Consider the following 12,532-nt stretch of genomic DNA (forward strand, 5'->3'; position numbering starts at 1 on the left):
CCTGATCGCCAAACACCTCGACAACAAAGGCAAACGCGGCGCCATGCGCGTGCTCAAACGCCACCTCACCGACGTCATCCACCGCACGCTCCGCCGCGACATCCCACCGCTGACCTGCCACCAGCCAGCCGCTTGACATAGAAGCGTCATTCCGGGGGCAGAACCCTCAGCCGCGGGCGACGGCGTAGCCGACCAGCCGCGCTCCGCCGGGATCGACCGTCGCCCAGTCGCCGTCGACGGCGAAGACCGCGACCGACGAGGTCGGGAAGCCGGCCCGCATGCGTGTCGCCTCGATCAGCGACGTCCCGTCGTCCAAGGCGCTGGCCAGCATGCCGATCCCCGGGTTGTGCCCGACGATCGCCGCCGACGACGTCTCCGGCGGCAGTGCCCGCACGATCTCGAGCAGGTCGCCGGCCGACCCGTAATAGACGTCGTCGCTCACGACGGGGTCGGGCGCGCGGGCGCCCAGCTCGGTGGCCAGCAGACGGTAGGTCTCCATGGTCCGCCGCGCGCTCGACACGATCGCCACGTCGACGGGCACGCCCTGCTCGTGCAACCACCGGCCGATGACGGGCGCGTCGCGGCGCCCTTGGTCGGCCAGCCGGCGCGCGTGGTCGTCGCGTCCCTCAGGGTGCACGGCCTTCGCGTGCCGGATGAGAACGAGGGTCCTCGCCATCCACGCAACACTAGGGGCTCCAGTACCCTGCGGCAGGAAGGGGTCGTCCGCCGTTCTTCGGTGAACATGGCCACGATCGTCCCGATCTGGTAAGGATTCGCTGTGGAGATCACCGTGCCCGATGCCACCATGCCAGACGTACCGCCGCCGCCCACCCCTCCTGCCCCCACGCCGCCGGTCGCCAGCTCGCGCGCTGACCTGCGGCATCGGCTCAACACGGCCACGGCCGGCTTCGAGACGCCGCTCGCGGCCGTCGACATGGACGCGTGGGACGTCAACGCGGCCGACCTCGTCCGGCGGGCCGCGGGCAAGCCGATCCGGGTGGCCAGCAAGTCGCTGCGCAGCCGGACGCTGCTGCGCGAGGTGCTGGGGCGCGACGGCTTCCACGGCGTGCTGGCGCTGACGCTGTCCGAGGCGCTCTGGCTCGTGGGCACCGAGCTGAGCTCCGACGTCGTCGTGGGCTACCCCACCGCCGACCGGCGGGGTCTGGCCCGGCTCGCGGGCGACGACGAGCTGGCCGCGGGCATCACGATCATGGTCGACGACGTCGCGCAACTCGACCTGGTCGACGCGGTCGCGCCGGCCGACGGGCGGGTCGAGATCCGGGTCTGCCTCGAGCTGGACCTCTCGTGGCAGCCCATGGGCGGCCGCGTCCGCGTCGGGGCCAAGCGCTCCCCCCTGCACAGCGTCGACGACCTCGTCCGGCTCGCCCAGGCGGTGCAGTCGCGGCCGGGGTTCCGGCTGGTCGGCGTCATGGGCTACGAGTCGCAGATCGCCGGCGTCCAGGACGCCCCGCCCGGGCGCGGCTGGCGCGGGCGCATGGTGCGGTCCATGCAGAAACGGTCGTGGACGGAGCTCTCCGAGCGGCGCATCGCCGCGGTCGAGGCGGTCCGGAAGATCGCCGACCTCGAGTTCGTCAACGGCGGCGGCAGCGGCTCCGTCGAGCGCACGGTGTCCGACCTGTCGATCACCGAGGTCACGGCCGGGTCCGGGCTGCTGGCGCCCCGCCTGTTCGACGGCTACACGAGCTTCTCGCCGCGTCCGGCGGCGTTCTTCGCGGTGCCGGTGGTCCGCCGTCCCGGGCCGGGCATCGTCACCGTCGCCGGCGGCGGCTACATCGCCAGCGGCGCGGCCGGCCACGACCGCCTGCCCGTCCCGTGGCTGCCCGAGGGCCTGACGCTGGACCGCAACGAGGGCGCCGGCGAGGCGCAGACGCCGCTGCTCGGCTCCCCCGCCGACGACCTCGCCATCGGCGACCGCGTGTGGTTCCGGCACGCGAAGGCCGGCGAGCTGTCCGAACGGTTCGACCAGTACTACCTGGTCCGCGGCGAGCGGCTGGTCGACACCATCGCGACGTACCGCGGCGACGGGAAGACCTTCCTTTAGATCACCCTGCCGATGGGTAGGCTCCGCGCGTGCCCGTCGTCTCCCTCGATGCCCTCGCCCGCCGCGTCCGAGCGACCCTGCCGCGCGCCGGCTCGACGACGGTGGTCGCCGTCGACGGCCCGGCCGGCTCCGGCAAGACGACGCTGGCCGAGCGGCTGGCGGCCCGGCTCGACGACGCACCGGTCGTGCACATGGACGATCTCTACCCCGGCTGGGACGGGCTCGCGCACGCCGCCACCGCCGTCGCCGAGCAGGTGCTGGTGCCGCTCGCCGCAGGGCGGCCCGCGCGGTACCGGCGCTGGGACTGGCACGCCGGCCGCTACGCCGAGTGGGTCGAGGTCCCGTCCGCGCCGATCCTCGTCGTCGAGGGGTGTGGAAGCGGCTCGACGCCCGGCGCGGCGTACCTGGCGCTGCTGCTCTGGGTCGAGGCGCCGCACGACGTGCGCATGGCTCGCGGCATCGAGCGCGACGGCGACGACTTCCGCCCGTACTGGGAGCGCTGGGCCCGCCAGGAGGACGCGCTGTTCGCCGCCGAGCACACCCGCGAACGGGCCGACCTTCGCATCGACACGGCGTCCGCCGTTCCGCACGATCCCCTACGAGACGTGGTCGGCGAGGCCGGGGACGAGCCCGTGTCGGATCTCCGCCCAGGAGGGCCGGGCAGACCGGCGATGAGAGGGGGCCGGAGGACTCCTCGAGATCGTCGGTTCGAAGCGCCGAGCCAGGGCGACCATCCTCGGGGGCATGCTCGGCCCGACGACATCAGCGGTTAGGTTGTCTGCGTGCGTGTCGTCGAGCTGGCCATCTACCCCGTCAAGTCGACCCGCGGCCTGCAGGTGACGCAGGCCGAGGTCGAGCCGTGGGGTCTGGTCGGCGACCGCCGCTGGATGGTCGTCGACGACTCCGGCTACGTGGTGACGGCGCGCGTGCGGCCGGCGCTGCTGGGCGTGCGCGTGACGCCGCTGGGCCGCGGCCGCATCCTGCTCGAGGGCCCGCACGCCGCGGCCATCGAGGTCGACGCCACCACGTCGTGCGAGCTCGTGCCGGTGCAGATCTGGAAGAACGCCCTCGACGCCGTGCGGCCCAGCGTCGCCGCCGACGCCTGGTTCGGCAAGCTCCTCGACGACGACGTCCGCCTGGTCTGGCTCGACGACCCCACCCGCAGGCCGGTCGACCCGGCCTACGGCCTGCCCGCCGACCGCGTGAGCTTCGCCGACGCGTTCCCGCTGCTCGTCACCACCACGGGGTCGCTGGCCCGGCTCAACGACTGGGTCGTCGAAGAGGCGCTGCTGCGCGGCGAGTTGCCGCCCGAGGCGGCGCTGCCGATGCGCCGGTTCCGGCCCAGCGTCGTCGTCGACAACGCCGAGCCGTTCGCCGAGGACACCTGGTGCAAGCTCCGCATCGGCGAGGTGCCGTTCCGGGCGGTCAAGCTGTGCGACCGGTGCGTCCTCACCACCATCGACCCCGACACCCAGAGGCGCGGCAAGGAGCCGCTGCGCACCCTGGCCCGGCACCGCCACTGGGACGGCAAGGTCTGGTTCGGCATGAACCTCGTTCCCGACGGCACCGGCACCATCGCCGTCGGCGACGAGCTCGAGGTCACCGCCGGCTGAGCCCGGTCAGTCCGGAGGCGGCAGCACCGAGAACACGGCCTCCAGTGCCGCGCGGTGCAACGCGGCGGCGTCGCCGGGGACACCGTCGAGCACGAGGTACGCCTGGCCCTGGTCGCCCAGCGCCGTGCCGCCCTTCGCGTCGGCCGGCGCCATGAGCAACGGCTCGAAGTACTCGCGGCTTCCCGGCCACACGTCACAGGCCGTGAGGACCGTGCACAAGGCGCCGAAGATGGGCCCGGCCTGCCAGACGGCGAGGTCGACGGTGCCGCCTCCCGCTGTCTGGTACGTCGCCGTGACGACCTTCGGCACCGGCGGCCTCACCATCCAGTTGGCCAGGGCATCCGGATCGGGCTGGTTCAGCCGGACAGGAGTCAGCGGGCCGAGGACCCGCGTCAGCGCGGCTTCGACGTTCGGCCAGGAGGCGATGACGGCACCCAGCTCGAAATCGCTTCTGAGCTCCTGCACGTTGCCGCCCGGTCTGTTGGTGAGGCTCACGGTGGACTCGACGGCGACGTCCCACGCCGCCTCGGCGATGCGGTCCGCCTCGTGGTCGCTCAGCACCGCCGCCGGCTCGTTCCCGGCGTGGGACTCCCAGGCGACCGTGATGGCCGCGACGAAGCCGTCGACGACGAGGACGCGGTGCTGAGGATCCGGGGTGCCGATGATCCGCCACCGGTTCTGCTCGTCCATGCCCGCAGAGCATGCGTCCCACACCGCCGTGCGGCTGAACGCGGCGACCGGCTCTGAGCACGGCCGGAACTCGTCCCGCGGGTCAGGGGTCCCGATCTGCCACCAGACCCGCAGGGTGACCGGCTGGCCGTCGCGCTCGCCGGCGAGGACCAGGTGGTGCCGGCGGGCGTAGGTGTTCGAGGTGCGGCCGGTCTCGAGGGCCAAGCCCGCCGGCAGTGCCCGTCGGATGGCGCCCAGCATGGCCGCCGGTTCGAGCCCCGCGGCCTCGTCGCCGCCGGACTCGGCGCCGCTCTCGCCCTCGAAGGAGCCGCCGGACTGCGAGCCGGCATCGCTCGAGGCCGGATGGTCTCCGGAGGCGACCTGGGCGCGGACGCCCTGCAGCGGGACGATCGGGGGGAGCTCGTCGTAGGGGGCGGCCGCTGCCCCGTCGCCGGCCGTCACGTCGCCGCCGCCGGGACCCAGCAGGGAGGGCGCGATCAGGGCGCCGAGCCAGGCGACCGCCACCACGGCGACCCCGGTGCTCCAGCGCTGCCGCCGTTGCCGGGCCCGCTGCGCGCGGCCGCGGGCGATGTCCTCGTCGGGGCTGACGGGCCGGGTGGGCTCGCCGGCGAGGGCGTCCTCGAAGAGCTCCTTCAGCGTGTCGGTCATCGCGCATCCTTGATCGCCGTGAGCTGGTCCTCGCCGAGCACGTCGCGCAGCCGGTCGAGGCCACGCGCCGTCTGGCTCTTGACGTTGCCCGTGCTGCAGTCGAGCAGTTCGGCGACCTGCTCGACGGAGAGGTCCTCCCAGAACCGCAGCACCAGCACGGCCCGTTGTCTCGGCGGAACGCCGGCCAGGGCGGTGAGCAGCCGCGACCGGGTGTCGGGCGCGCCGCGGTCGGCGGGGTCGCCGTCGCCGAGGTGGTCCGGGACGACGGCGACGGACTGCTCGCGCCGCCACGGCCGCCGGGTGCTGTCGATGTAGGCGTTGAGCATGGTGCGGCGGGCGTATGACGGGGCGTCCTCGCGGCGGCGGACCCGGCGCCAGCTGAGGTACAGCTTGGTCAGCGTCTCCTGGACGAGGTCCTCGGCGGCGTGCCAGTCACCGGTCAGCAGGTAGGCCGTACGCAGCAGCCCGCGACGGCGTACCGACACGAACTCGCGGTACGCCGCCTCGTCGATCGCCATGCATCGCCTCCCCCCACGCCCGTCACCCCTTGGACGGTAGCGGAGGCGTTCAGGGTTGCATCGGGGTCAGTCGCCGTCCAGCGGCGACTGGACCAACTGCGCCAGCTGCTCCTGGAGCGTCCGGACCGCCACGCCGAGGTCCGTCACCACACCCTCGCCGTCCGGGCTCTCGGAGCTGCGGCGAATCCAGGCGTCACCGCGCATCCCCACCTGCACGCCAGGCACACCACCCTCGCTGCCCATCCCCGGCTGCCCGCCGGTGACCGCAAGCACCACATGATCCGATCGACGCACATCGGCTCGGACACCCGCGGCCGCTGACGGAACCAGAGCTCCAGCTCGAGACCGTCGTCGGTCACGTACTCGGCCGAGACGGTGCCTGCCTGGTGCTCGGCGTCCTGCAGGTCGACGACCGGGACCTCGGGCCCGACCGCCGTCAGCTCGGCCCCAACGGCCTCCTCGAGGACATTGGTCATCTCCGGCCATGCCTCCGCAACGGCGGCGAGCTCGACGCCACTGGTGAGGTCGGCGGGGTCCAGACCGGCGGCCGCCGCGAGCACGGCATCACCGATGGCCTCGCCCTCGGCGCGGTCCAGCGCCGACATGGGGAGCGGGTCGTCCGGCGCCGGCTGGTCGGAGCCGGTCGGTGAGAGCGGACGGACGTTCCAGCGCACTGTGACGGAGACATCGTCGTTCTCCGCGAGCACCGCTGACGCCACGAGGCCGTTCAGATCGCCGGCGGCCCGGTAGACGCCGTCGTCGTCGCGGCCATCCTCGCAGTTCAGCCACTGGCCCGCGACGCCATCGAACAGGCCCGGCTCGCTGCACGGCCGGTATTCGGGCAGGTCGGTCCGGGTCGGCTCCAGCGTCACGGCCAGATCGAAGCTCGTCCTGCCGCCTCGGGTCAGCGTCACCTCGACGCTCGGGCCGGTCTCCGGCACGACCTCGTGTTCCAGGTCCTCGGCGGGGACGACCTCGACGTCGGCCGGCAGCGCCGACTCGATCGCGTCCCACATGCGCTGCTTGACCGGGTCGGCGCCGACCTGCGGCGGGTAGCCGGCCGGGTCGCCCGCGCCGTCGGCCGACGCCACGTTGTCGCGGTCGTCGTCGAGGACGGCCGGGAGCACCGCCGCGCCGAGGCCGGCGACCGCCAGGACGGCCACGCCACCGGCGACGCGGTGCCGCCACAGCCGACGCACGCGGGCACGGCCGCGGGACACGTCCTCGTCGGCGACGACAAGCTGGGCCGGCTCGCCGGTCAGCGTCTTCTGGGACAGGTCTCTGAGCGAGGGCTCGGTATACCGACTCCTTCAGTTCCACGAATGCGTCGGAGCCGAGCACGGCGCGCAGCCGCTCCAGACCGCGCGCCGTCTTGGCTCTTGACGTTGCCGGTGCTGCAGTTCATGAGGTCGGCCACCTGCTCGACGGCGAGGTCCTCCCAGAACCGGAGGACGAGCGTGGCCCGCTGCCGCGGCGGGACGGCCGCCGGCGCGGCCAACAGCCGCTCCCGCGTGTACAGGTCGCCGCCGTCCGCGGGGTCACCGGCGCCGGGGAGCTCCGGTACGGCCTCGACCGCCTGCTCGCGCCGCCACGGCCGCCGAGTGCCGTCGATGTGGGCGTTGACCAGGACCCGCCGGGAGTAGGCCAGCATGTCGTCGGTGCGGTACACCCGCCGCCACGACACGTACAGCTTCGCGTCCTGGACGAGGTTCTCGGCGGCGTGCCAGTCGCCCGTCAGCAGGAAGGCCATGCGCAGCAGCGCACGACGCCGAGCGGTGACGAAGTCCTTGAACGTCGTCTCGTCCGCTGCCTGTATCGGCCACCTCCGCTGGCGTTCCCGGGTGAGGTCCCCACCGGGTGCACGGAACGGCGGCGGTTCCGGGTTGCATCGGCCCGGCCGGGGGTGCGCGACGTCAGATGCGGCAGGCCAGGATCTCGGTGACCAGGATGGCCCGGGCGCCGACCGCCCAGAGGTCGTCCATGACGCGCTGCGCCTCGGCCCGCGGCACCATGGCCCGGACGGCGACCCAGCCCTCGCGGTGCAGCGGCGACACCGTCGGCGACTCGAGACCCGGCGTGAGGGCGCTGGCCTCGTCGACGCGGTCGGCGCGGATGTCGTAGTCCATCATCACGTAGCCGCGGGCGACCATGACGCCGTTGAGCCGGCGCAGCAGCAGGTCGACGGGGCCCGGGCGGTCGCCGCCGGGCCGCCCGATGAGGATGGCCTCGGAGCGCAGGATGGGCTCGCCGACGATCTCGAGGCCGGCCTGTCGCAGCGTGGTGCCGGTCTCGACGACGTCGGCGATGACGTCGGCGACGCCGAGCTGGACGGCGGTCTCGACGGCGCCGTCGAGCCGGACCACCGAGGCGTCGACGCCGCGTTCGGCGAGGTAGTCGCGGAGCAGGCCGGCATAGGACGTGGCGACGCGCAGGCCGCCGAAGTCGGTGACCTTCTCGGCGGTGCCGGGGCGGGCGGCGAAGTGGAACGTGGAGCCGCCGAAGCCGAGCGGCAGCAGTTCCTCGGCCGACGCGCCGGAGTCGAGCAGGAGGTCACGGCCGGTGATGCCGACGTCGACGGTGCCGGCACCGACGTAGACGGCGATGTCGCGCGGGCGCAGGTAGAAGAACTCGACGTCGTTGTCGGGGTCGCGCAGCACCAGCTCGCGGCCGCCGTCGGAGCGCTGCCGGTAGCCGGCCTCGCGCATCATCTCCGCGGCGGGCCCGGACAGCGAGCCCTTGTTGGGCACGGCGATCCGAAGAGTCATCGGTCAGAGCCTTTCGTAGACGTCGGCGAGAGTCACGCCGCGGGCCAGCATGAGTACCTGCACGTGGTAGAGCAGCTGGGAGATCTCTTCAGCCGCCCGTTCCGTGCTCTCGTGCTCGGCCGCCATCCATGCCTCGGCGGCCTCTTCCACGACCTTCTTGCCGACGTGATGGACCCCGTGGCGGACCGCCTCGACGGTGCCGGAGCCGGCCTCACCGGACTCCACCTTCGCGGACAGCTCGACCCAGAGGTCATCGAAACTCTTCACGTCGCACAAGGGTACGGATACCGCATCCCTCGACGACGCGCCGGTTCACGGGCCGGACACCGCGGCAGGTCTACGCGTAGCAGTTGCGCAGCGCGACGACGGTGGCGAGCGCGGCCTGCGTCGCTTCGTAGCCCTTGTCCTCCTTGGACCCGGGCAGCCCTGCGCGAGCCAGCGCCTGCTCCTCGTCGTCGCAGGTCAGCACGCCGAAGCCGATGGGGACACCGGTGTCGACGGCGACCCGCGTCAGCCCGTCGGTGGCGGCCTGGCAGACGTAGTCGAAGTGCGGCGTCTCGCCGCGGACGACCACGCCGAGCGCGACGACCGCCTCGTAGTTGGCCCGGGCCAGCCGCGCGGCGACGACCGGGAGCTCGAACGAGCCCGGCACCCGCAGCACCAGCGGGTCCTCGACCCCCGCCTCGTCGAGCGCCCGCTGTGCCCCGGCGATCAGACCGTCCATGACCTGCTGATGCCACAGCGACGCCACGACCGCGACCCGGAGGTCCCCGACCTTGCCGACCTGCAGTTCCGGCGCGCCTTGACCGCTCATCGTCCGATGTCCTCTCGTTCCTCGTGTGGCTCAGAGCCTGGCAGATCTTGCAGGTCGTGTCCCATGCGGTCCCGCTTCGTCGTCAGGTAGCGCAGGTTCTCGGGGTTGACGGCGACCGGCAGCGCGATCCGCTCAGCCAGCTTGAGGCCGTAGCCCTCGACGCCGGTCAGCTTGGCCGGGTTGTTCGTCATGAGCGCGATGGTGCGCACGCCGAGGTCGGCGAGGATCTGCGCGCCGGTGCCGTAGTCGCGGGCGTCGGCCGGCAGGCCCAGCTCGACGTTGGCGTCGACGGTGTCGAGGCCGCCGTCCTGCAGCTCGTACGCCTGCAGCTTGTGCGCCAGGCCGATGCCGCGGCCCTCGTGCCCGCGCAGGTAGACGACCACACCGCGGCCCGCTCCGGCGACCATGTCCAGCGCGGCGCGCAGCTGCGGACCGCAGTCGCAGCGCAGCGAGCCGAACGCGTCGCCCGTCAGGCACTCGGAGTGCAGCCGCACCAGGACGGCGTCGTCGCCGACCTCGTCGGACGCGACGTCGCCCATGACCAGCGCGACGTGCTCGCTGCCGTCGAGGATGTCGCGGTAGGCGTGCGCCGTGAACGTGCCGTGCTGGGTGGGCAGGCGGGTCGTGGCGACGCGCCGGATCTGCCGCTCGGTGCGCCGGCGGTAGCGGATGAGGTCGGCGATGGAGATCATGGCCAGGCCGTGCTCGTCGGCGAACTCGCGCAGCGCCGGTGCCCGCATCATGGAGCCGTCGTCGTGGACGATCTCGCAGATGGCGGCGGCCGGCGACAGGCCGGCGAGCTGGGCGAGGTCGACGGAGGCCTCGGTGTGGCCGGGCCGGCGCAGCACGCCGCCCTCCTTCGCGCGCAGCGGGAACACGTGGCCGGGGCGGGTCAGCTCGTAGGCCTCGGTGGCGGAGTCGGCCAGCACCCGCACCGTGTGCGCGCGGTCGGCGGCGGAGATGCCGGTGTCGATGCCGTGGCGGGCGTCGACGGAGACCGAGTAGGCGGTGCCCTTGCGGTCCTCGTTGACGAAGGTCATGGGCGGCAGCTTCAGGCGGTCGAGCTCGCTGCCCAGCATCGGCACACAGACCACGCCGGAGGTGTAGCGGATCATGAAGCCCATCAGCTCCGGCGTCGCCTTCGCGGCGGCGAAGACCAGGTCGCCCTCGTTCTCGCGGTTTTCATCGTCGACGACCACGACCGGCTTGCCGGCGGCGATGTCGGCGATGGCCCGCTCGACGGTGTCCAGGTGGACGGTCATGCGCGCGCTCCTGTCTCGAGCAGCCGTTCCACGTACTTGGCGACGACGTCGACCTCGAGGTTCACGCCGTCACCGGGCTGGCGGCGGCCGAGCGTGGTCAGCTCGAGCGTCGTCGGGATGAGGCTCACCTCGAACCAGTCGGCACCCAGCCCCGACACCGTCAGCGACACCCCGTCGACGGCGACCGATCCCTTCTCCGCGACGTAGCGGAGCAGCGGGGCCGCGGCCTCGATGCGGACGACCTCCCAGCGGGTGCCGGGCGTGCGCGCGACGACGGTGCCGACGCCGTCGACGTGGCCCTGGACGATGTGGCCGCCGAGGCGGTCGGACGCCTTGACCGCCCGCTCGAGGTTGACGGCGTCGCCGCTGGTCAGCTTCGCCAGCGTGGTGCGGTCGAACGTCTCGCGCATGACGTCGACGGTGAACGTGTCGCCGTCGACGGCGGTGACCGTCAGACAGACGCCGTCGACGGCGATCGATGCGCCGTGCACGGCGTCGGCCGCGACCTTGGGTCCGCGGACGGTGAGCCGGCCGTCCTCGGCGTCGCCCTCGATGGCGACCAGTTCGCCCAGTTCTTCGACGATCCCGGTGAACATTGCCTCACGCCTTCCTGTCCTCTTGCGGCTGTTCGCGTGGTGTCGCGGTGATGCGGAGATCGGGGCCGACCGTCCGGACGTCGGTGACGTCGAGCCGGATGGTGTCGGCGATGGTGGCGACGCCGGCGTCGGCGAGCGCGGCCGGACCGGCGCCGAGCAGTGCGGGCGCGACGTAGCCGACGACGCGGTCGACCAGCCCCGCCTGCCAGAACGCGCCGGCCAGTGTGGGTCCGCCCTCGAGCAGGACGTAGCGGCGTCCCTGCTCGTAGAGGGCGCTCAGGAGTTTCACGAGGTCGACCCGCCCGTCGGGGGTGGCGCCGATCTCCGCCGCCGTCGCGATCCAGGTCGGCGCGGCGTCGTCGCGGACGCGGGCGCTCGCGGGCGTCCGGCCCGCGCTGTCGACGACGACGCGCAGCGGCTGGGCGCGTGCGCCGGCCGCGCCGGCGGAGCCGACGGCGGGGACGTCGAGGTCCGTGGTGGGCCCGACGGCAGCGGCGCCGTCGAGGTCAGCACTGCGATCGGCGTCGGCGACGTCGAGATCGGCGGCGGCGATGCCGAGATCAGCGTCTGGGTCGAGGGCGGGGGTGGGCCCGACGGCAGCAACGCCGAGGTCGGCGGCGGCCCCGAGGCCGGCGGCGGGGGTGACGGGGGCGTCGAGGCGAGCGGTGAGCCGCGGATCGTCCGCCAGGACGGTCCCCGACCCCGCGACGATGGTGTCGACCGCGGCCCGCAGCCGGTGGACGTCGGCGCGCGCCTCGGCGCCCGTGATCCAGCGGCTGCTGCCGTCGGCGGCCGCGCTGCGCCCGTCGAGCGTGGCGGCGAACTTCCACACCACGAACGGCCGGTGCGTACGGAACGGCGTAAGCCAGCGTGCGTTGGCGCCGGCCGCCTCGTCGCGGAGAATCCCCAACTCGACGTCGATGCCGTGCGCGCGCAGCGTGGCCGCTCCCCCGGCTGCGACCGGGTTCGGGTCGGCGACCGCGACCACCACCCGGGCGATCCCGGCAGCGATCAGCGCGTGGGTGCACGGTCCAGTGCGGCCCGTGTGGTCGCACGGCTCCAGCGTCACCACGGCGGTACCGCCCCGAGCCCGCTCGCCCGCCTGCGCCAGTGCGTTGATCTCGGCGTGCGGCCCGCCAGGGCGCTCGTGCCAGCCCTCACCCACCGTCGCGCCGGCCGGGTCGAGGATCACGCAGCCGACGTCGGGGTTGGGCGGAGTCGTGTCGGCGCCGTTCAGGGACAGCTCGATGGCGCGGCGCATCGCCGCCAGTTCCGCGGGACTCGCCACCTGCCCCTCCTCGCCTACTCGGGCGAGCTCCGGGGCGGGCGCGGGTGCGCCACTGACGACCGGGTCGGCGGTTCGGGCGCGCTCCACGAGCACGACCAGCCGAGACGGCCGCGCGTGCTGCCTCCCATCCGGACTTTCACCGTCGGTCTCGGAGTTCCACCGAGTCAACCGGACGCCTCGTGTAGACGACGGCCGGGTCGCGGACTGTCACCGCCGGTTCGGACTTTCACCGACCCCGGAGCACGCGTTGTGTCTCTTGAAGGGTAACCGCCGCCG

The 12,532-nt window shown here is 73.4% G+C and carries 14 protein-coding genes and 1 riboswitch; of the genes, 3 read left to right on the forward strand and 11 right to left on the reverse strand.

The window, feature by feature from the left end; translation table 11 throughout:
- Positions 1–166: 166 nt before the first annotated feature.
- Positions 167–676, reverse strand: a complete 510-nt coding sequence (locus E1212_RS20745) for a SixA phosphatase family protein (protein ID WP_162605564.1) — start codon at positions 674–676, stop codon at positions 167–169.
- 129 nt (positions 677–805) lie between these two features.
- On the opposite strand from E1212_RS20745, the gene E1212_RS20750 reads away from it, so the two are divergent.
- From E1212_RS20750 to E1212_RS20760, 3 genes are read left to right on the forward strand one after another with little or no spacing between them, the layout of a single operon-like run.
- On the forward strand, positions 806–2,062 hold the full coding sequence (locus E1212_RS20750) for an amino acid deaminase/aldolase (protein ID WP_131985967.1): 1,257 nt from the start codon (positions 806–808) through the stop codon (positions 2,060–2,062).
- A 29-nt stretch (positions 2,063–2,091) separates the two neighbouring features.
- Positions 2,092–2,835, forward strand: coding sequence for a uridine kinase family protein (locus E1212_RS20755; RefSeq protein WP_131985969.1), 744 nt, complete (start codon positions 2,092–2,094; stop codon positions 2,833–2,835).
- A 9-nt stretch (positions 2,836–2,844) separates the two neighbouring features.
- Positions 2,845–3,675: an MOSC domain-containing protein gene (locus E1212_RS20760; protein WP_131985971.1), complete on the forward strand. Its 831-nt coding sequence runs from the start codon at positions 2,845–2,847 to the stop codon at positions 3,673–3,675.
- 6 nt (positions 3,676–3,681) lie between these two features.
- Here E1212_RS20760 and E1212_RS20765 read toward each other — a convergent pair whose 3' ends face one another.
- The 10 genes from E1212_RS20765 to ribD all read right to left on the reverse strand — a co-directional run bounded on the left by E1212_RS20765 (position 3,682) and on the right by ribD (position 12,229).
- On the reverse strand, positions 3,682–5,013 hold the full coding sequence (locus E1212_RS20765) for a hypothetical protein (protein WP_131985973.1): 1,332 nt from the start codon (positions 5,011–5,013) through the stop codon (positions 3,682–3,684).
- The gene (locus E1212_RS20770) at positions 5,010–5,531 is read right to left on the reverse strand and encodes a SigE family RNA polymerase sigma factor (RefSeq protein WP_131985975.1); all 522 of its coding nucleotides are present in this window, start codon (positions 5,529–5,531) and stop codon (positions 5,010–5,012) included. Before E1212_RS20770 ends, E1212_RS20765 begins: the two co-directional genes overlap by 4 nt.
- A 143-nt stretch (positions 5,532–5,674) precedes the next feature.
- Positions 5,675–6,730 (reverse strand): hypothetical protein, encoded by a 1,056-nt coding sequence (locus E1212_RS20775; RefSeq protein WP_131985977.1) that lies wholly within the window; start codon positions 6,728–6,730, stop codon positions 5,675–5,677.
- Positions 6,731–6,789: 59 nt separating this feature from the next.
- Positions 6,790–7,281: a sigma factor-like helix-turn-helix DNA-binding protein gene (locus E1212_RS20780; protein WP_203417050.1), complete on the reverse strand. Its 492-nt coding sequence runs from the start codon at positions 7,279–7,281 to the stop codon at positions 6,790–6,792.
- Positions 7,282–7,444: 163 nt separating this feature from the next.
- Positions 7,445–8,296 (reverse strand): ATP phosphoribosyltransferase, encoded by an 852-nt coding sequence (gene hisG / locus E1212_RS20785; RefSeq protein ID WP_131985979.1) that lies wholly within the window; start codon positions 8,294–8,296, stop codon positions 7,445–7,447.
- Between the two features lie 3 nt (positions 8,297–8,299).
- Entirely contained in the window at positions 8,300–8,563 is a 264-nt protein-coding gene (locus tag E1212_RS20790) for a phosphoribosyl-ATP diphosphatase (protein ID WP_131985981.1), read from the reverse strand.
- A gap of 70 nt (positions 8,564–8,633) precedes the next feature.
- Positions 8,634–9,110, reverse strand: coding sequence for a 6,7-dimethyl-8-ribityllumazine synthase (ribH, locus tag E1212_RS20795; protein WP_131985983.1), 477 nt, complete (start codon positions 9,108–9,110; stop codon positions 8,634–8,636).
- Complete coding sequence (locus E1212_RS20800; protein ID WP_131985985.1) at positions 9,107–10,372, reverse strand: bifunctional 3,4-dihydroxy-2-butanone-4-phosphate synthase/GTP cyclohydrolase II; 1,266 nt, start codon at positions 10,370–10,372, stop codon at positions 9,107–9,109. Before E1212_RS20800 ends, ribH begins: the two co-directional genes overlap by 4 nt.
- Positions 10,369–10,968, reverse strand: a complete 600-nt coding sequence (locus tag E1212_RS20805) for a riboflavin synthase (protein ID WP_131985987.1) — start codon at positions 10,966–10,968, stop codon at positions 10,369–10,371. The genes E1212_RS20800 and E1212_RS20805 overlap by 4 nt, the downstream gene beginning before the upstream one ends.
- Before the next feature lie 4 nt (positions 10,969–10,972).
- Positions 10,973–12,229, reverse strand: coding sequence for a bifunctional diaminohydroxyphosphoribosylaminopyrimidine deaminase/5-amino-6-(5-phosphoribosylamino)uracil reductase RibD (gene ribD, locus E1212_RS20810; protein ID WP_131986037.1), 1,257 nt, complete (start codon positions 12,227–12,229; stop codon positions 10,973–10,975).
- Between the two features lie 137 nt (positions 12,230–12,366).
- Positions 12,367–12,504, reverse strand: a riboswitch (FMN riboswitch).
- Positions 12,505–12,532: the final 28 nt, after the last annotated feature.

The sequence above is a fragment of the Jiangella ureilytica genome (assembly GCF_004348545.1).
Taxonomy (GTDB): Bacteria; Actinomycetota; Actinomycetes; order Jiangellales; family Jiangellaceae; genus Jiangella; species Jiangella ureilytica.